Here is a 16,375-nt window from a genome sequence, read left to right on the forward strand (position 1 = left end):
CCCGGCGCCCGCCCGCCCTCCCAACCGCCCGCCCGCGGCGCGCGCGGGCCGCCCCGCCCCCCCCCCGGCGCCCCCCCCCCGGGGGGGGGGCCCCCCCCCCCGGGCCACCTTCCCGACCCTCACCGCCGTGGCCGGAGGCCTCCCTTGCGTTACGACAGTCCGCTCGAAGCCGTCGGCAACACCCCGCTGGTCCGCCTGCCGCGGCTGTCCGCCGCCGTTCCCGGCAACGCGGAGGGCCTCGTGACCCTCTGGGCCAAGCTGGAGGACCGCAACCCCACCGGCTCCATCAAGGACCGCCCGGCGCTGCACATGATCGAGCGGGCCGAGGCCGACGGCCGGCTCACCCCCGGCTGCACCATCCTCGAACCCACCAGCGGCAACACCGGCATCTCGCTCGCCATGGCCGCCAAGCTCAAGGGCTACCGGATGGTCTGCGTCATGCCGGAGAACACCAGCGAGGAACGGCGCGAACTGCTCCGCATGTGGGGCGCCGAGATCATCTCCTCCCCGGCCGCGGGCGGCTCCAACACCGCCGTCCGGATGGCCAAGGAGATCGCCGCCGAGCACCCCGACTGGGTGATGCTCTACCAGTACGGCAACCCCGACAACGCGGGCGCCCACTACGCCGGCACTGGCCCCGAGATCCTCGCCGACCTGCCGACCGTCACCCACTTCGTGGCCGGCCTCGGCACCACCGGCACCCTCATGGGCGTCGGCCGCTACCTGCGCGAGAAGGTCCCCGGCGTGCGGATCGTCGCCGCCGAACCGCGCTACGACGACCTCGTGTACGGGCTGCGCAACCTCGACGAGGGCTTCGTCCCCGAGCTGTACGACGCCGAGGTGCTCACCACCCGCTTCTCGGTCGGCTCCGCCGACGCCGTCCGGCGCACCCGCGAACTCCTCCAGCAGGAGGGCATCTTCGCGGGCGTCTCCACCGGCGCCATCCTGCACGCCGCGATCGGCGTCGGCCGCAAGGCCGCGGCGGCGGGGGAGCGGGCCGACGTCGTCTTCGTCGTCGCGGACGGCGGCTGGAAGTACCTGTCCACCGGCATCTACACCGCCGAGTCCACCGAGGCGGCCGTCGAGGCGCTGCAGGGCCAGCTCTGGGCGTAGGGCGCCTCGCGCGGCTCCTGGCGCCGTGGCCCTAGCTGCCCTGCAGGGCCCGCTGGGCGCGGTTCCAGACCTGACGGTCCACCGTGCCGGCCCGGCGGCGGAAGGCCGACAGCGGCACCCGGCGCAGTTCGTCGGTCTCCAGCCAGCTGGTCCGGCCCTGGCTGTCGCCCACCGAACCGGGCGGCAGCGGCAGCACCCCCGGGCGTTCGGCGTGGTGCTTGCTGGTGATCTTCGCGACGGTCGCCGTCCGGCCGTCCACCCGCAGCACCAGGCACGGGCGGTCCTTCGAACCGGGGCCGTCCTCGAACGGCACCTCGGCCCACCAGATCTCCTGCGGCGCCGGCCCGGAGCGGCCCGAACCCGCCGGGCGGGGCCGGGGCCCGGCCGGTCCGGCGGGGCGCGGGGCCGGGCGCGTCGCGGGCCGGGAGGCCGGCCGTGACCGCCGCACCAGCGCCGACGCGACGGCCGCGAGGACGGCGACGCCCGCGACGGCCAGGACCACCCAGATGCCAGTAGTGCCGTTCATGCGGCGAACCGTACCGGCCCGTGGTGAACCCCACCACTGTGAGCGCTGTGACAGTTGAGTATTTGTCCGCGCGTTGCTCCCGGTTCGTCACGGATCGACCACCGCGCCCGATCTGTACCGGGCCGCCGGGCGAGGATTGGAGAGGCTGCGCTCACGAACGTCCGCCCCCGCCCCATCCGGAGGTGCCATCGTGAGTAAACAGCTGTGGTCGTACGCCGAGGTCGCGCACCACATCAACGTCCAGCCCGAGACCGTCCGCAACTACCGCCGCCACGGGCTGCTGCCCGAGCCGGACGTCATCGACGGCAGCGGCCACCCCCGCTGGTACCCCGAGACCATCCGCGCCTGGGCCCGCAAGCGCCCCGGCCACCGCTGATCCGACCGCCGCGGCGACCCGGTTCCGCAGCCGAACCGTAGCCCCCGCCCCGAGCCCCGGCGTTCTGGTGATTCCAGCCACAGCCCGGCACGGGGACGGGGGCAAAGTGCCGCTCCGCCCTTACCCTCGACAACGCGAACGCAGTGCTACCGGCCGGTTCTCCGGTCTGTCCTGCCATTTTCCAGCAGCAGCCAGGACGTGTCGGGGCGGAGGGGCTCGGATGAAACTGACCGTGGTGGGGTGCTCGGGGAGCTTCCCGTCCGCCGAGTCCGCGTGCTCCAGCTACCTCGTCGAGGCCGACGGCTTCAAGGTCGTGCTCGACCTCGGCAACGGTGCGCTGGGCGCCCTGCAGAAGTACACCAGCCTGTACGACGTCGACGCCGTCCTGCTGAGCCACCTGCACGCGGACCACTGCGTCGACCTGTGCGCCTACTGGGTCGCCCGCAACTACCGCGCCGAGGGCTGCCCCGACCCGATGCCCGTCTACGGCCCGGCCGGCACCGCGGAGCGGCTCGCCCGCGCCTACGACATGCCGGAGAACCCGGGGATGAAGGAGGTCTTCGACTTCCGCACCCTCACCCCGGGCGTCTTCGACCTCGGCCCGTTCCGGATCGGTGTCGCCCAGGTCGCCCACCCGGTGGACGCGTTCGCCTTCCGGCTCGAACACGGCGGCCGGTCCCTGGTCTACTCCGGCGACACCGGCGAGAGCGCCGACCTCGTCGAACTCGCCCGGGACGCCGACCTCTTCCTCTGCGAGGCCGCCTACGTCGACGGCCGCGACACCTACCTCGGCGTCCACCTCAACGGCCGCGAGGCCGGCGAGCACGCCACCGCCGCCCGCGCCCGCCGCCTCGTCCTCACCCACATCCCCCCGTGGACCGACGCCGAGCACAACCGCCGCGACGCCGCCGCCGCCTACCCCGGCCCCGTCGACCTCGCCCGCCCGGGCGCCGTCTACGAGATCTGAGCAGGTCGGCGGGCGTTTTCCGGCGGCCGGCGGCCGGCGTTCCCGGGCGCGCGGAAATCTCTGCGAATCCACCTGCAACCTTCCGGCCCCGAACACGTCCTTGTAAGTGAGCGGCTGGGGAGGCCGCTCTCGACCGGTCGGGCCCGTCGGGCCGGCCGTCCACACACCACGCACGCTTGATTTGTGCTGCCCGGAACCGGCCGTGCCGGTCGGGGAGCAGTCCATGGGGGGATTCCAGTGCTTCAGCTCAACCGCGCCCTGCGCCGCGTCCGTTCGACCGTCGTGCCCGCGCTCGTGCTCACCGCCGGGCTCGTCGCCGGCGGCGCGGCGACCGCCGGGCCGGCCTTCGCCGACGCTTCCGGCCCCCTCTCCTTGTCCGTCGACACCCCGGGCTCGATCGCCGTGGGCAAGCCGGTGGAGTTCACCGAGACCATCACCAACTCCGGGACCGTCGGGTGGGCCCTGGTCGTGGAGCTGAGGGCCGACGCCGGCCCCGACGTCTCCGCCGACGCGGTCGGCCTGACCTGGCGCGACGACATGGGCGGCAACCACGACAACTGGCAGGACCTCAAGCCGGAGATCAAGACCGTCGGGGGCAAGCGGGTCGTCGCGGCGGACGCGGGCAAGATCATCGTGCCGGCGGGCGAGAAGACCGAGGTGCACTTCCGGATCGGCGTCACCCGGGGCGGGGGCGACGGCGGCGCCGGCCCGGTCATCGCGCTCCGCTCCGAGCTCAAGGGCTGGCGGCTGCAGTTCCCGGTCGACCCGCCGGTGTCCGACACCCACCGGATCAAGGTGACCGGGGTGGCCGACGCGCCGAAGCCCTCGACGTCGGCTCCCGCTCCGTCGTCGTCGCCGTCGCCGTCGAAGGCCAAGCCGAAGCCGACGCAGGAGCCGTCGGCCAAGACGTCCGCGCCGGCCACCGGGTCCACCACGTCCGCCCCGGCCACGACGTCCGCCCCGGCCGCCGGGACGACCTCGACGGAGACGCCCGCTCCGACCGCCTCGACCAGCGCCACCAGCGCGACCGGCGCGACCGCGTCGGCGCCAGCCGGGCAGCTGGCCTCCACCGGTTCGGACGGTGACCACACCGCCCTGATCGCGGGCGGCGCCGCGCTGCTGGTCGGTGCCGGCGCCGGCACCCTCCTCCTGGTCCGTCGCCGCAGGACGCACTGACCGGGCTCGAACCGGGTGCTGGAACGACTCCGCCCCGCCGCTCACGGGGGTGGCGGCGGGGCGGAGTCGTTGCTGCGGGACGGTTGCGGGCCTCAGGCCTTGGTGACGTCCTCGATCTCGTCGTCGTCCTCGCGACCGGGGGTCTTGAGGTCGAACTTGGCGATCGCGAAGCGGAACAGGAAGTAGTACAGCGCCGCGAAGGCGAGGCCGATCGGGATGATCAGCCACGGCTCGGTGGCCTTGTTCCAGGCGAGCACGTAGTCGATCAGGCCGCCGGAGAAGGTGAAGCCGTCGTGCACGCCGAGCGCCCAGGTGACGGCCATCGACACGGCGGTGAGGAGCGCGTGGATGACGTACAGGGCCGGGGCGATGAAGACGAAGGCGAACTCGATCGGCTCGGTGACACCGGTGACGAAGGAGGTCAGGGCCAGCGACATCATCATGCCGGTGACGGCCTTGCGGCGGTGCGGCTTGGCGGCGTGGGCGATGGCCAGCGCGGCGGCGGGCAGCGCGAACATCATGATCGGGTAGAAGCCCGACATGAACTGTCCGGCGGTCGGGTCGCCGGCGAAGAAGCGGGTCAGGTCGCCGTGGACGACGGTGCCGTCCGGCTTGGTGAAGTCACCCGTCTGGAACCAGGCGAAGGAGTTCACGAACTGGTGCATGCCGACCGGCAGCAGACCGCGGTTGACCAGGCCGAAGGCGCCCGCACCGAGCGCACCGGCGCCGATCAGGGTGTCGTTCATGCTCTTGATGGCGTCGCCGATCGGGCCCCAGGTCAGGGCGAAGAGCACGCCGACGGCGGTGCCGACGAAGGCCATCAGGATCGGCACCAGGCGGCGGCCGTTGAAGAAGCCGAGCCAGTCGACCAGCTTGGTGCGGTGGTACTTCTGCCACAGCACGGCGGCCAGCAGACCGATCACGATGCCGCCGAGGACGCCCGGGTTCTGGTAGGTCGGGGCGACCCACTTGCCGTCGGCGATGTGGCCCTCGGTGATCGGGAACGCGGTCAGCACGTTCTTGTACACCAGGAAGCCGACCAGCGCGGCGAGCGCGGTCGAGCCGTCCGCCTTCTTCGCGAAGCCGATCGCGATGCCCACCGCGAACAGCAGCGCCAGGTTGTCGAAGACGCCGCTGCCGGCGGTGTTGAACACCGCGGCGACCTTGTCCCAGCCGAGGCCGTCCTTGCCGAACACGTCGTCCTGGCCGAGGCGCAGCAGCAGGCCGGCCGCGGGGAGAACGGCGATGGGCAGCTGGAGGCTGCGGCCGATCTTCTGCAGACCCTGGAGGAGGTTCTGGCCGAACTTCTTGGCGGGGCTTGGCGTGGCCGGAGCCGTGGCGGGCGCCGGTGCCTGCGCAGACTGACTCATGGGGGTGGCTTCCTAACGGCATGGCGGGTCGGTCGGGGGGACGGTGCACAGGGGGGCCGAACCGCGAACTGGTCTACACCACGTGTGGTGTAGACCAGTTTTGTAGCACGGGTGGGGAAGTGGTGGAACCCCGGAAAGCGGTGCCGCCGGGAAGCGCTATGAAATCGAAACCTACTTTCGGAAGGTCGATCATGATTACCCGCCGGGAGCGGGATTTTGGCTAATTGCGCAACAAAAAGCTCCGGCCCGGTCGGGGCGGGCCCGGCGGCCGGTCCGGTGAGGGTCCGGTGCCGGATCCGTGCCGACCGGAGCCGGAGAGTGAACGAACGGCCACGGGGGCTCCGCGTGGGTGTGCTGCGACGTCCGTCACGGCGGTCGGGAGCGCCGGCGGCCGGTCGGTCCCGCCGGGTCGTCCCCGAACGCGTATCGGAATTGTTTTGCCGTCCGGGTATTAGGTCCTTTCCCGATATGCCGAAGGCCTCCGGACCGACGGGTCCGGAGGCCATTGCGGGTGAGCCCGAGTTGCGCCCTGTTCAGGCCTTGGTGACGTCCTCGACTTCGGTCTCGTCCTCCCGCCCCGGCGTTTTCAGGTCGAACTTGACGATGATGAAGCGGAAGAGCGCGTAGTACACCGCGGCGAAACAGAGACCGATGACGATGATCAGCCACGGTTTCCTGGCCAGCCCCCAGTTGATGACGTAGTCGATCAGGCCGGCCGAGAAACTGAAGCCGTCGTGCACCCCGAGCCCCCAGGTGACGGCCATCGAGGCGCCGGTCAGCAGCGCGTGCACGCCGTACAGGGCCGGGGCGATGTAGGCGAAGGAGTACTCGATCGGCTCGGTGACGCCGGTGACGAAGGAGGTCAGGCCCACCGAGAGCATCAGGCCGTAGATTTCCTTGCGGCGGTGCGGCTTGGCCGCGTGCGCGATCGCGAGCGCGGCGGCGGGCAGCGCGAACATCATGATCGGGAAGAACCCGGACTGGAATTGCCCGGCCGTCGGGTCGCCGGCCAGGAAGCGCGGAATGTCGCCGTGCACGATCGTGCCGTCCGGCTTGGTGAACTCGCCGAACTGGAACCAGACGAAGGTGTTCAGCAGCTGGTGCATGCCGATCAGCAGCAGCGCGCGGTTGAAGAGGCCGAAGATGCCGGCGCCGCCCGCGCCGAGGTCGGCCAGGTTCTGGCTGAAGTCGTTGAGCCCGCGCCCGATCGGCGGCCACACCCACAGCGCGACGACCGCGGTGAGCATGCCGACCAGCGCCGTGATCATCGGCACCAGCCGGCGGCCGTTGAAGAAGCCGAGCCAGTCGACCAGCTTGGTGCGGTGGAAGCGCACCCACAGCCAGGCCGACATCAGGCCGATCAGGATGCCGCCCAGCACCCCCGGGTTCTGGAACGTCGCGGCCGCCGCCTTCGCCGACCCGTAGTTCACGCACTGGTCGCTCACCAGCACCGTCGGCGGCTTGCAGTGCTCGGGGAAGGCGTGCAGCACCTTGTAGTAGACGAGGAAGCCCACCACGGCCGCGAGCGCCGTCGAGCCGTCCGCCTTCTTCGCCATGCCGATCGCGACGCCGATGCAGAACAGCAGCGGCAGGCCGAGCGCGGAGTCCAGCAGCGCGCCGCCGGCCGCGGCGAAGACCTTGGCGACGTCCGTCCAGCCGAGGCCGTCCGAGCCGAAGACGTCGGGCTGCCCGAGCCGGTTGAGGATGCCCGCCGCCGGGAGCACCGCCACCGGGAGCTGGAGGGAGCGGCCCATCTTCTGGAGGCCGCCGTAGAAGGTGTGCCACCACACGGTCTGCGGGGCCGTGGCGCCTGCCGAACTCATGCTTCGCCCTCCGGGAGCAGTTGCCGACCGCCGACCCCCTGCGGGAGCCTCGGGCGGAGCCCTGGAACACCCGGGGTCCTTCCCGCGTTCATCGGAGTACACATATATTGGTGTAGACCACTGAAGGACGCAGGCCGCACGCCGGGACGGGAACCCCGCTGATCGCCATCCTCGGGCGAAGATCCGCGACGGTGCGCGCCGGACTGGGCCAAAAGTGGACTAACGTGGCGGACCGGACCGACCCGGGTGATGCTGGTCGCGCTGCCCAGCAGCACGACCACCGCTGAACCCGCGTCAGCCCCCGGCAGCGACCTCACCGGCCCCGGCCGGGTGGTACCAGCACAGCGCAGGACGGCGCCCGGCAGAGCAGCCGGCGGGCCGAGACAAAGGGAGAGAATCAGATGGCCAGCAAGGCTGAGAAGATCGTCGCCGGTCTGGGCGGCATCGACAACATCGAAGAGGTCGAGGGCTGCATCACCCGCCTGCGCACCGAGGTCAAGGACGCCTCCCTGGTCGACGAGGCCGCCCTGAAGGCCGCCGGCGCCCACGGCGTCGTCAAGATGGGCACCGCGATCCAGGTCGTCATCGGCACCGACGCCGACCCGATCGCCGCGGACATCGAGGACATGATGTGAGCTGAGCCACCCAAGGCTCACCACCGCCCGGCCCGCCCCTCCCCAGGATTCCCGGGAGCACGGCGGGCCGACGCGCATCCGGAACACCCCGCCCCGGGCACAACCGGAACACCCCGCCCGAGCGACTACTCTCGGTGCTTATGTCACGCATCGACGGCCGCACCCCCGACCAGCTCCGCCCCATCACCATCGAACGGGGCTGGAGCAAGCACGCCGAAGGCTCCGTCCTCATCTCCTACGGCGACACCAAGGTGCTGTGCACCGCCAGCGTCACCGAAGGCGTCCCGCGCTGGCGCAAGGGCAGCGGCGAAGGCTGGGTCACCGCCGAATACTCCATGCTCCCGCGCGCCACCAACACCCGCGGCGACCGCGAAGCCGTCAAGGGCCGCATCGGCGGCCGCACCCACGAGATCAGCCGCCTCATCGGCCGCTCCCTGCGCGCCGTCGTCGACCACCGCGCCCTCGCCGAGAACACCATCGTCCTCGACTGCGACGTCCTCCAGGCCGACGGCGGCACCCGCACCGCCGCCATCACCGGCGCCTACGTCGCCCTCGCCGACGCCGTCGCCTGGGCCCGCGACCGCAAGCTCCTGCGCGCCAAGGGCCAGCCCATCACCGGCGGCGTCAGCGCCGTCAGCGTCGGCATCATCGACGGCCTCCCCATGCTCGACCTCCAGTACGAGGAGGACGTCCGCGCCGAGACCGACATGAACATCGTCTGCACCTCCGACGGCCGCTTCGTCGAGGTCCAGGGCACCGCCGAAGGCGCCCCCTTCGACCGCGCCCTCCTCGACCGCCTCCTCGACCTCGGCACCCTCGGCTGCGCCGAGCTCGACGAGATCCAGCGCAAGGCCCTCGAAGGCTGAGCCCCGTTCGGGTACGTCAGCCTGTACACGCCGGGCCCGCAGCCCGTACGGTTCCCGCAGCACCCCGTTGCGGGAACCGTGCCCCGGCCGGCACACGTCCTCCCGTACGGAACCCGCGCCCCCGCGCCCCCAGGAGGACCGGATGCCGTCCAGCATCGCCCGTCCCGCCGCCCTCGCCGTGGCAGGACTGATCATCATCCTCCCCCTCAGCGCGGTCAGTTGCTCCGCCGCCCAGAAGGCCCTCGACTGCGGCACCACCGCTGCCCGCGTCACCACCGACATCGCCGACGTGACCAGCGCCTACGGCAGCACCAGCAACGACTCCGGCACCGCCCAGGGCAAGGCCCTGCAGAAGCTGCGCACCGACCTCGACCAACTCGGCAGGAACTCCAAGAACACCGACGTCGTCAAGGCCGTCAACGACCTGCGCACCCAGGCCGACAAGGTCCAGCAGGCCGCCGACCGCAAGGAAGCGCCCGACCTCAAGCCCCTCGCCGACGCGGCCGGCAACCTCGGCTCCGTCTGCACCGGCTGACGACCCGCCGGTGCCGGACGGCGCCCGATAGGGTGGGCGATATGTCCACCCGATTGATCCTCGCCACCCGTAACCGGCACAAGGTCGCCGAACTCCGCGCCATCCTCGGCGAGGCCGGCCTGGACGTCGAACTCGTCGGCGCCGACGCCTACCCCGAGATCCCGGACGTCCCCGAGACCGGCGTCACCTTCGCCGAGAACGCCCTCCTCAAGGCCCACGCCCTCGCCCGCGCCACCGGCCTGCCCGCCGTCGCCGACGACTCCGGCCTGTGCGTCGACGTCCTCAACGGCGCCCCCGGCATCTTCTCCGCCCGCTGGGCCGGCAAGCACGGCGACGACCGCGCCAACCTCGACCTGCTCCTCGCCCAGCTCTCCGACATCGCCGAACCCCACCGCGGCGCCCACTTCTTCTGCGCCGCCGCCCTCGCCCTCCCCGACGGCACCGAACGCGTCGTCGAGGGCCGCCTCCTCGGCACCCTGCGCACCGCCCCGGCCGGCGACGGCGGCTTCGGCTACGACCCGATCCTCCAGCCCCTCGGCGAAACCCGCACCTGCGCGGAGCTCACCGCAGCCGAGAAGAACGCCATCAGCCACCGCGGCCACGCCTTCCGGGCCCTGGCCCCGGTGGTGAAGGACCTGCTGGGCTGACGGTCCATCCGCTGAAAGCCGAAGGCCCGCCCGGAGTTGATTTCCGGGCGGGCCTTCGATTCTAAGGTTGAGGCTGGTGCGGCCTGAGGGATTCGAACCCTCACGGGGTTTCCCCCACCGGATCCTAAGTCCGGCGCGTCTGCCAGCTCCGCCAAGGCCGCGTGGCCTCTAGTCTAGGGCTTTGATTCCCGCGGGAACACCGCGATTCCATGCGGAGCCTTGAGCTTGTTCTTGTTTCGTCCGCAGTAGGTGTCGGTGATGGAGTGGCAGTTCGGGCAGAGCAGCCGGAGGTTCTCCGGCGGATTGTCCGACCAGTCGCCGTTGACGTGGTCGACCTCCAGGGTCATCGGCCGACCGCGCCACTCGGGTCCGGTGCCGCAGTCCTCGCACGGCTCGGGCCGGCCGAGTTCGGCCAGCGTCTCGTCGAGTGTGCTTGCCGCCGCCGCAGCCTCGGCGAGCAGTTCGCGGGTGTACTTGATCGTCATGGTGTTCCCCCTTCGGGCTGGTGTGCGCCCGTCCCCCGGTATGCGAACGACCGAGTGGGGAGTTGGTTACGGTCTTTCGGGATGTTTGGGAGTTGTTTGCCAATTGGTACAGACCTATTGACCTGTCTGGTTCAGACCACATAGCTTCGGCGCCAATTGGAATCCCCCACGTGCGTGCTCCCCCACAGGCACGCGCCGACACTCTCTCCTGGAGGACCGAGTGTTGATCCGAAGCACGGCGGAGCGGCGTCCCACCGCAGGCGTCCGTCGTATGAGTGCCCGGGCCGGGTTCGCCTCGGTGGCCGCGGCCGGGCTGGCCGGGCTGTTGATGGCGACGCTGGGTGCGGCGCCCTCGCAGGCGTCGGCGGCCGTCGACAACTCCGCCTGTCGTCCCGACGGCATGTACCAGACGCCCGGGGTGGACGTCCCGTACTGCTCGGTGTACGACACCGGTGGCCGCGAGAAGATGGGCGCGGACCACCAGCGCCGCATCATCGGGTACTTCACGGGCTGGCGCACCGGCAAGAACGGCGACCAGCCGTACCTGGTGAGCGACGTCCCGTGGGACAAGGTGACCCACCTCAACTACGCGTTCGGGCACGTCGGCGGCGACAACAAGCTGTCCGTCGGCACGGACGGCCCGACCAACCCGGCCACCGGGATCGACTTCCCGGGCGTGCCGGCCGCGCAGCTGGACCCGACGCTGCCCTACAAGGGGCACTTCAACCTGCTGACGAAATTCAAGAAGCAGTACCCGAACGTCAAGACCCTGATCTCGGTGGGCGGTTGGACCGAGACCGGCGGCTACTTCGACGACAGCGGTTCCCGGGTGAACACCGGCGGCTTCTACTCGCTGACCGTCAACCCGGACGGCAGCGTCAACCAGGCCGGCATCGACACCTTCGCCGCGTCGTCCGTGGACTTCATCCGCAAGTACGGCTTCAACGGCGTCGACATCGACTACGAGTACCCGACCTCGATGAAGGACGCTGGCAACCCGCTGGACTGGCAGCTCGCGAACGCCAAACGCGGTTCGCTGGCCAAGGGTTACGCGGCGCTGATGAAGACGCTGCGCGAGAACCTGGACCGGGCGGGCGCCGCCGACGGCAGGCACTACCTGCTCTCGGTCGCGGCCCCGTCGTCCGGCTACCTGCTGCGCGGCATGGAGACGTTCCAGGTGACGCAGTACCTGGACTACGTCAACATCATGTCGTACGACCTGCACGGCGCCTGGAACAAGTACGTCGGCCCGAACGCCTCGCTCTACGACGACGGCAAGGACGCCGAGCTGGCGGCCGCCAACGTCTACGGCACCTCGCAGTACGGCGGCATCGGCTACCTCAACGCGGACTGGGCGTACCACTACTTCCGCGGCGCGATGCCGGGCGGCCGGATCAACGTCGGCCTGCCGTACTACACCCGCGGGTTCAAGAACGTCTCCGGCGGCACGAACGGCCTCTGGGGCACCGCCTCCGCGACGACCTGCCCGGTCGGCTCGGGCCTGACCTCGTGCGGTGACGGCGCGGTCGGCATCGACAACATCTGGAACGACAAGGACGACGCGGGCAAGGAGTCCCCGGCCGGGTCGAACCCGATGTGGCACGCGAAGAACCTGGAGAAGGGCATCCTGCCCGACTACCTCGCCAAGTACGGCGTGGCGGACACCGCGCTGCAGGGCACCTACAGCCGCAACTACAGCGACAGCCTGGTCGCGCCGTGGCTGTGGAACGACACCAAGAAGGTGTTCCTCTCCACCGAGGACGAGCAGTCGGTGGCCGCGAAGGCGGACTACATCGTCAACCAGGGCGCCGGCGGCGCGATGATCTGGGAGCTCGCGGGCGACTACAAGTGGGACCCGGCGGCCAACGGCGGCAAGGGCGAGTACGTGCCCGGGTCGACGCTGACCTCGCTGATGTACGACAAGTTCAAGGCGGCGTCGCCGTACGGCGCGATCCGGTCGACGGTCGCGCTGCCGCAGCAGACCCTGCCGATCGACGTGTCGTTCACCAACTTCGCGCTGGGCGACTCGAACTACCCGATCAACCCGAAGATCCACATCGTCAACAACTCGACGGTGACCCTGCCGGGCGGCACGGAGTTCCAGTTCGACTACTCCAACTCGGCGCCGGGCAACGCCAAGGACCAGTCCGGCTTCGGCCTCCAGGTGATCCGCCAGGACAACCCGGGCCCGGGCAACGCCGGCGGTCTGAAGGGCACCTACAACCGGGTGTCGGTCAAGCTGCCCGGCTGGCAGTCGCTGGCTCCGGGCGCTTCGGTGGACATGGACTTCGTCTACTACCTGCCGGTGTCGACGCCGTCGAACTGGACGGTCAACGTGGGCGGGACGCTGTACGGGATCAAGGGTGACCTGACCCGGGGCGCGGTGGACGGGGGCGGCCAGACGCCGACGCCGACGCCCACCCCGACGGTGACGCCGACCTCGACCCCGACGGCCACGCCCACCGCCACGGCCACGCCGACCTCGACCCCGACCGCTACGGCTTCCCCGACGGCGACCGCGACGCCCACCGCCACGCCGACGGCGACCGCGACGCCCACCGCCACCCCGACCGGGGGCGCCTGCACGGGCGCGCCGGGCTGGGACGCGGGCACCACGTACGCCTCGACCACCAAGGTGTCGTGGAAGGGCCACTACTACCAGAACAAGTGGTGGACCAAGGGCGACGACCCCGCGGCGAGCGGCGCGTGGGGCGTCTGGAGCGACCTCGGCGCCTGCTGACGACAGCGGCCCGCCGGGGTGACGGACGGCGGTGGCGGTGCACCCGGTCGGGGGGTGTGCCGCCACCGCCTCTTCGTCCTTAGGCCTCGACCTTGAGGTCGCGCAGCAGCTTGGCGACGTGCCCGGTCGCCTTGACGTTGTAGAGGGCGTGCTCGACCTTGCCCTGCTCGTCCACGATCACGGTGGAGCGGATGACGCCGGTGACGGTCTTGCCGTACAGCTTCTTCTCGCCGAACGCGCCGTAGGCCGTCAGCACCTCCTTGTCCGGGTCGGACAGCAGGGTGACCTTGAGGTCCTCGGTCTCGCGGAACTTGCCGAGCTTCTCCGGCTTGTCCGGCGAGATGCCGATGACGTCGTAGCCGGCGCCCGCGAAGGCCTCCAGGTTGTCGGTGAAGTCGCAGGCCTGCTTGGTGCAGCCGGGGGTGAGGGCGGCCGGGTAGAAGTAGACGATCACCTTGCGGCCGAGGTGGTCGGCCAGCGAGACCTGCTTGCCGTCGGCGTCGGGCAGGGTGAAGGCGGGCGCGTTGTCGCCGGGCTGGAGACGCTCACTCACGGTCTGACTCTCCTGTTGCGTGGACGGGGTCGTACCACGGCAAACTTACCTCTGATGGTGGGTGGGGCCGCGCGGCGCTGCCCGGCAACTGACAGACTGGGTCAGTCGCACAGGACAGCATCAGTGAAGTGAATGGGGTGGCCCGAGTGGGCGAGGCGAGCACGCAGGACAAGTCGGCGCGGACGACCGCCCAGATCGAGGCGGACATCGCCCGGACCCGCACCAAGCTGGCGGAGACCCTCGACGAGCTCGCCATGCGCGTCCACCCGACGACGATCAGCGCCCAGGTGAAGGCCAAGGCCGTCGCCGCGGTCGAGGAGAAGACGGCCCGCGCGTACGTGGCGGCCAACGGCGCGGTGGAGAAGCTGCGGGCGCAGTTCGTGGACGAGAAGGGGCAGCCGCGCAAGGAGCGGATCGTTCCGGTGGCGCTGGTCGGCGTGGGCGTGGTGCTGCTGCTGGCCTCGGCGCGGAAGCGCCGCAAGGGCTGAGCGGAGTTCGTCGACGGGCCGGGCGCGGTTGAGCGCCCGGCCTTCCGCATGCCGGGCCAGCGTCACGCCGTCCGCCCGGGGGCGGTACCTTCGGGATCGTGAGTACGAACGACGAACCGACCGCCAGGACCACCCTTGACGTGCCCCGGCACGACCGCCTGGGCGAGAAGCTCCCGATCAGGATGCTGCACGACCGCGTCCTGGTGAAGCTCGACAGCGGTGAGGGCGAGCGCCACTCCACCGGCGGGATCATCATCCCGGCCACCGCGGAGCTGTCGAAGCGGTGCGCCTGGGCTGAGGCGGTCGCGGTGGGCCAGAGCGTGCGCGCGGTGGAGCCGGGTGACCGCGTCCTGTACGACCCGGAGGACAAGCTGGAGGTGGAGGTCCGCGGCGCCACCTACGTGCTGCTGCGCGAGCGCGACCTGCACGCCGTCGCGGCGATGCGCTTCGGTGACACCGAGGGTTCGACCGGCCTCTACCTGTGAGGCTTCCGAGACCCTGGAAGCGTGCGGGGAGGCGTCCGGCCGTGGTGCGGCTGCGCTACTTCTTCGAGGCGGGCGTCGACGTGCCGCTGTGGCCCGACGACGTCGACAGCCCGTACGGGCACCCGATCGAGCTCGACCGGCTGCCGATCGGCGCCGCGCTCGCGGCGGAGCTGGGCGGGCTGTCCGACTGGTTCCAGTCCTCGATCGACTGGGACTACCCGCCGGACCCGTCCCCGTGGCTGGCGGAGGAGAAGGCGCGCTTCAACGCCCGCGCCCGGGCGGCCCTGGACGCGTTGCGCCGGGAGCTCGGTGCGGGCTGGGAGGTCGAGGACCGGTTCCGGCCGGTGGACTGACGCGTCCCGGCCGTGGATTGTCGGTGCCGGGCGGTACGGTCCGGGCATGACGACGCGTGTGCCGGTGATCGGGGACGACGAGCGGCGGGCCCGGGTGGGGTGGCGGCACCTGCTGGCGCCGTCCGCCCGCGTGGCGTGGGTGGAGGAGGCGGCGGACGCGGTCGTCGGGCTGCACGCGACGGACGCCGCGACGGTGTACCTGTCGGCGTGCGCCCGGTTGCTGGAGCCGTCGGCGGCCGAGGTGGAGCGGGCGCTCTACGAGGACGTCTCGCTGGTGAAGCTGCTGTCGATGCGGCGGACGATATTCGCCGTGACGGAGGAGTTCGCGCCGTACGTGAGTTCGTCGACGGCGCGGGCGATCGCCGCGAAGGAGCGGGCGACGCTGCTGAAGCACCTGCGGGACCACGCCCAGGGCTGGGACGAGGCCCGGCTGGCGGCGGCGGAGCGCGCGGTGCTGGCCGCGCTGGCGCGCCGTGGCGAGGCGACGACGCAGCAACTAGGCGAGGACGTACCGGAGTTGCGCGAGCAGATGCTGATGTCGGCGGGCAAGCCGTACGAGGCCAAGCAGAGCGTCGGCAGCCGGCTGCTGCGGCTGCTGGCGGCGGACGGGCACGTGCGGCGCGGCCGTCCGCGGGGGTCGTGGCTGAGCAGCAGCTACCCGTGGGCGCCGGTGCCGCAGTGGCCGGACGTGCCGGTGCGGGAGGCGAAGGCGGAGGTGGCGCGGCGCTGGCTGGCCTCGTACGGGCCGGCCACGGTCGAGGACGTGAAGTGGTGGACGGGCTGGACGCTGGGGGACACCCGCAAGGCGCTGGCGGACGTCGGAGCCGAGGCGGTGGAGCTGTCCGGCGGGGTGCCCGCACTGGTCCTGCCGGGGGACGCGGAGCCGGTGGGCGGGCCGGAGCCGTGGGCGGCGCTGTTGCCGGGGCTGGATCCGACGGTGATGGGCTGGCGCGGGCGGGACTGGTACCTGCGGCCGGAGGACGTTCCGGCGCTGTTCGACCGGGCGGGGAACGCCGGTCCGACGGTGTGGTGGTGCGGCCGGGTGGTCGGCGGCTGGGCGCAGCGGGCCGACGGTGAGCTGGTGTGGCGGTTGTTCGGGGACGTCGGGGCGGAGGCGGAGGCGGCGATCGCGGGGGAGGCGGCGCGGTTGGCGGGCTGGCTGGGGGAGGTGCGGGTGACGCCGCGGTTCCGGACGCCGTTGGAGCGGGAGTTGGTGGCGGGGTAGCGGCGGCGGGCC

General features: G+C 71.5%; 16 protein-coding genes, 1 tRNA gene and 2 pseudogenes. 13 read left to right on the top strand and 6 right to left on the bottom strand.

Annotated elements, in window-relative coordinates:
* The first annotated feature begins 144 nt into the window (after window positions 1-144).
* Entirely contained in the window at window positions 145-1,113 is a 969-nt protein-coding gene (locus ACFV4G_RS00210; protein WP_359960476.1) for a cysteine synthase, read from the top strand.
* 31 nt (window positions 1,114-1,144) lie between these two features.
* Here ACFV4G_RS00210 and ACFV4G_RS00215 read toward each other — a convergent pair whose 3' ends face one another.
* Complete coding sequence (locus tag ACFV4G_RS00215) at window positions 1,145-1,639, bottom strand: type II toxin-antitoxin system PemK/MazF family toxin (protein WP_380435141.1); 495 nt, start codon at window positions 1,637-1,639, stop codon at window positions 1,145-1,147.
* A 190-nt stretch (window positions 1,640-1,829) separates the two neighbouring features.
* Here ACFV4G_RS00215 and ACFV4G_RS00220 point away from each other — a divergent pair, with 190 nt between their 5' ends.
* The 3 genes from ACFV4G_RS00220 to ACFV4G_RS00230 all read left to right on the top strand — a co-directional run bounded on the left by ACFV4G_RS00220 (window position 1,830) and on the right by ACFV4G_RS00230 (window position 4,158).
* Complete coding sequence (locus ACFV4G_RS00220) at window positions 1,830-2,015, top strand: helix-turn-helix transcriptional regulator (RefSeq protein WP_380435142.1); 186 nt, start codon at window positions 1,830-1,832, stop codon at window positions 2,013-2,015.
* A gap of 220 nt (window positions 2,016-2,235) precedes the next feature.
* Complete coding sequence (locus tag ACFV4G_RS00225) at window positions 2,236-2,982, top strand: MBL fold metallo-hydrolase (protein WP_380435143.1); 747 nt, start codon at window positions 2,236-2,238, stop codon at window positions 2,980-2,982.
* A 237-nt stretch (window positions 2,983-3,219) separates the two neighbouring features.
* Window positions 3,220-4,158 carry an LAETG motif-containing sortase-dependent surface protein gene (locus ACFV4G_RS00230; protein ID WP_380435144.1) on the top strand — a complete coding sequence of 313 codons (939 nt, stop codon included), beginning with the start codon at window positions 3,220-3,222 and terminating at the stop codon, window positions 4,156-4,158.
* Between the two features lie 92 nt (window positions 4,159-4,250).
* On the opposite strand, the gene ACFV4G_RS00235 is transcribed toward ACFV4G_RS00230, so the two are convergent.
* Window positions 4,251-5,528 carry a PTS transporter subunit EIIC gene (locus ACFV4G_RS00235; RefSeq protein WP_380435145.1) on the bottom strand — a complete coding sequence of 426 codons (1,278 nt, stop codon included), beginning with the start codon at window positions 5,526-5,528 and terminating at the stop codon, window positions 4,251-4,253.
* A gap of 533 nt (window positions 5,529-6,061) precedes the next feature.
* Window positions 6,062-7,351 carry a PTS transporter subunit EIIC gene (locus ACFV4G_RS00240; RefSeq protein WP_380435146.1) on the bottom strand — a complete coding sequence of 430 codons (1,290 nt, stop codon included), beginning with the start codon at window positions 7,349-7,351 and terminating at the stop codon, window positions 6,062-6,064.
* 374 nt (window positions 7,352-7,725) lie between these two features.
* Between ACFV4G_RS00240 and ACFV4G_RS00245 the strand changes: the two are divergent.
* The 4 genes and pseudogenes from ACFV4G_RS00245 to rdgB all read left to right on the top strand — a co-directional run.
* A pseudogene (locus tag ACFV4G_RS00245) lies at window positions 7,726-7,986 on the top strand (glucose PTS transporter subunit EIIB); the annotation flags it as partial.
* Between the two features lie 140 nt (window positions 7,987-8,126).
* Window positions 8,127-8,852 carry a ribonuclease PH gene (gene rph / locus ACFV4G_RS00250; RefSeq protein ID WP_380435147.1) on the top strand — a complete coding sequence of 242 codons (726 nt, stop codon included), beginning with the start codon at window positions 8,127-8,129 and terminating at the stop codon, window positions 8,850-8,852.
* 142 nt (window positions 8,853-8,994) lie between these two features.
* On the top strand, window positions 8,995-9,387 hold the full coding sequence (locus tag ACFV4G_RS00255; protein ID WP_380435148.1) for a hypothetical protein: 393 nt from the start codon (window positions 8,995-8,997) through the stop codon (window positions 9,385-9,387).
* A gap of 41 nt (window positions 9,388-9,428) precedes the next feature.
* On the top strand, window positions 9,429-10,034 hold the full coding sequence (rdgB, locus tag ACFV4G_RS00260; protein WP_380435149.1) for an RdgB/HAM1 family non-canonical purine NTP pyrophosphatase: 606 nt from the start codon (window positions 9,429-9,431) through the stop codon (window positions 10,032-10,034).
* 74 nt (window positions 10,035-10,108) lie between these two features.
* Here the strand turns inward: rdgB and ACFV4G_RS00265 are convergent.
* Window positions 10,109-10,195, bottom strand: a tRNA-Leu gene (locus ACFV4G_RS00265).
* A gap of 12 nt (window positions 10,196-10,207) precedes the next feature.
* Window positions 10,208-10,441: pseudogene (locus ACFV4G_RS00270) on the bottom strand (HNH endonuclease); the annotation flags it as partial.
* Window positions 10,442-10,790: 349 nt separating this feature from the next.
* On the opposite strand from ACFV4G_RS00270, the gene ACFV4G_RS00275 reads away from it, so the two are divergent.
* Window positions 10,791-13,259, top strand: coding sequence for a chitinase C-terminal domain-containing protein (locus ACFV4G_RS00275; RefSeq protein WP_380435150.1), 2,469 nt, complete (start codon window positions 10,791-10,793; stop codon window positions 13,257-13,259).
* A 79-nt stretch (window positions 13,260-13,338) separates the two neighbouring features.
* Here the strand turns inward: ACFV4G_RS00275 and bcp are convergent, their stop codons facing one another.
* A complete protein-coding gene (gene bcp / locus ACFV4G_RS00280; protein WP_380435151.1) occupies window positions 13,339-13,812 on the bottom strand; it encodes a thioredoxin-dependent thiol peroxidase in 474 nt (157 codons plus the stop codon).
* A gap of 146 nt (window positions 13,813-13,958) precedes the next feature.
* Here bcp and ACFV4G_RS00285 point away from each other — a divergent pair, with 146 nt between their 5' ends.
* From ACFV4G_RS00285 to ACFV4G_RS00300, 4 genes are all read left to right on the top strand, one after another.
* Window positions 13,959-14,300 carry a DUF3618 domain-containing protein gene (locus ACFV4G_RS00285; RefSeq protein WP_380435152.1) on the top strand — a complete coding sequence of 114 codons (342 nt, stop codon included), beginning with the start codon at window positions 13,959-13,961 and terminating at the stop codon, window positions 14,298-14,300.
* 182 nt (window positions 14,301-14,482) lie between these two features.
* Entirely contained in the window at window positions 14,483-14,785 is a 303-nt protein-coding gene (locus tag ACFV4G_RS00290) for a co-chaperone GroES (protein ID WP_329929219.1), read from the top strand.
* Between the two features lie 41 nt (window positions 14,786-14,826).
* Window positions 14,827-15,138, top strand: a complete 312-nt coding sequence (locus ACFV4G_RS00295; RefSeq protein WP_380435153.1) for a hypothetical protein — start codon at window positions 14,827-14,829, stop codon at window positions 15,136-15,138.
* A gap of 46 nt (window positions 15,139-15,184) precedes the next feature.
* Window positions 15,185-16,363 carry a winged helix DNA-binding domain-containing protein gene (locus ACFV4G_RS00300; protein ID WP_380435154.1) on the top strand — a complete coding sequence of 393 codons (1,179 nt, stop codon included), beginning with the start codon at window positions 15,185-15,187 and terminating at the stop codon, window positions 16,361-16,363.
* Window positions 16,364-16,375: the final 12 nt, after the last annotated feature.

This window comes from Kitasatospora sp. NPDC059747 (assembly GCF_042732955.1).
Taxonomy (GTDB): domain Bacteria; phylum Actinomycetota; class Actinomycetes; order Streptomycetales; family Streptomycetaceae; genus Kitasatospora.

Excerpts from the sequence above, each read along its gene's own strand:
- ACFV4G_RS00255 (WP_380435148.1), top strand. The coding sequence starts at position 8,995 with ATGCCGTCCAGCATCGCCCGTCCCGCCGCCCTCGCCGTGGCAGGACTG.
- ACFV4G_RS00215 (WP_380435141.1), bottom strand. The coding sequence starts at position 1,639 with ATGAACGGCACTACTGGCATCTGGGTGGTCCTGGCCGTCGCGGGCGTC.
- ACFV4G_RS00300 (WP_380435154.1), top strand. The coding sequence starts at position 15,185 with ATGACGACGCGTGTGCCGGTGATCGGGGACGACGAGCGGCGGGCCCGG.
- ACFV4G_RS00275 (WP_380435150.1), top strand. The coding sequence starts at position 10,791 with ATGAGTGCCCGGGCCGGGTTCGCCTCGGTGGCCGCGGCCGGGCTGGCC.
- ACFV4G_RS00225 (WP_380435143.1), top strand. The coding sequence starts at position 2,236 with ATGAAACTGACCGTGGTGGGGTGCTCGGGGAGCTTCCCGTCCGCCGAG.
- ACFV4G_RS00235 (WP_380435145.1), bottom strand. The coding sequence starts at position 5,528 with ATGAGTCAGTCTGCGCAGGCACCGGCGCCCGCCACGGCTCCGGCCACG.
- rph (WP_380435147.1), top strand. The coding sequence starts at position 8,127 with ATGTCACGCATCGACGGCCGCACCCCCGACCAGCTCCGCCCCATCACC.
- ACFV4G_RS00240 (WP_380435146.1), bottom strand. The coding sequence starts at position 7,351 with ATGAGTTCGGCAGGCGCCACGGCCCCGCAGACCGTGTGGTGGCACACC.
- rdgB (WP_380435149.1), top strand. The coding sequence starts at position 9,429 with ATGTCCACCCGATTGATCCTCGCCACCCGTAACCGGCACAAGGTCGCC.
- ACFV4G_RS00290 (WP_329929219.1), top strand. The coding sequence starts at position 14,483 with ATGCTGCACGACCGCGTCCTGGTGAAGCTCGACAGCGGTGAGGGCGAG.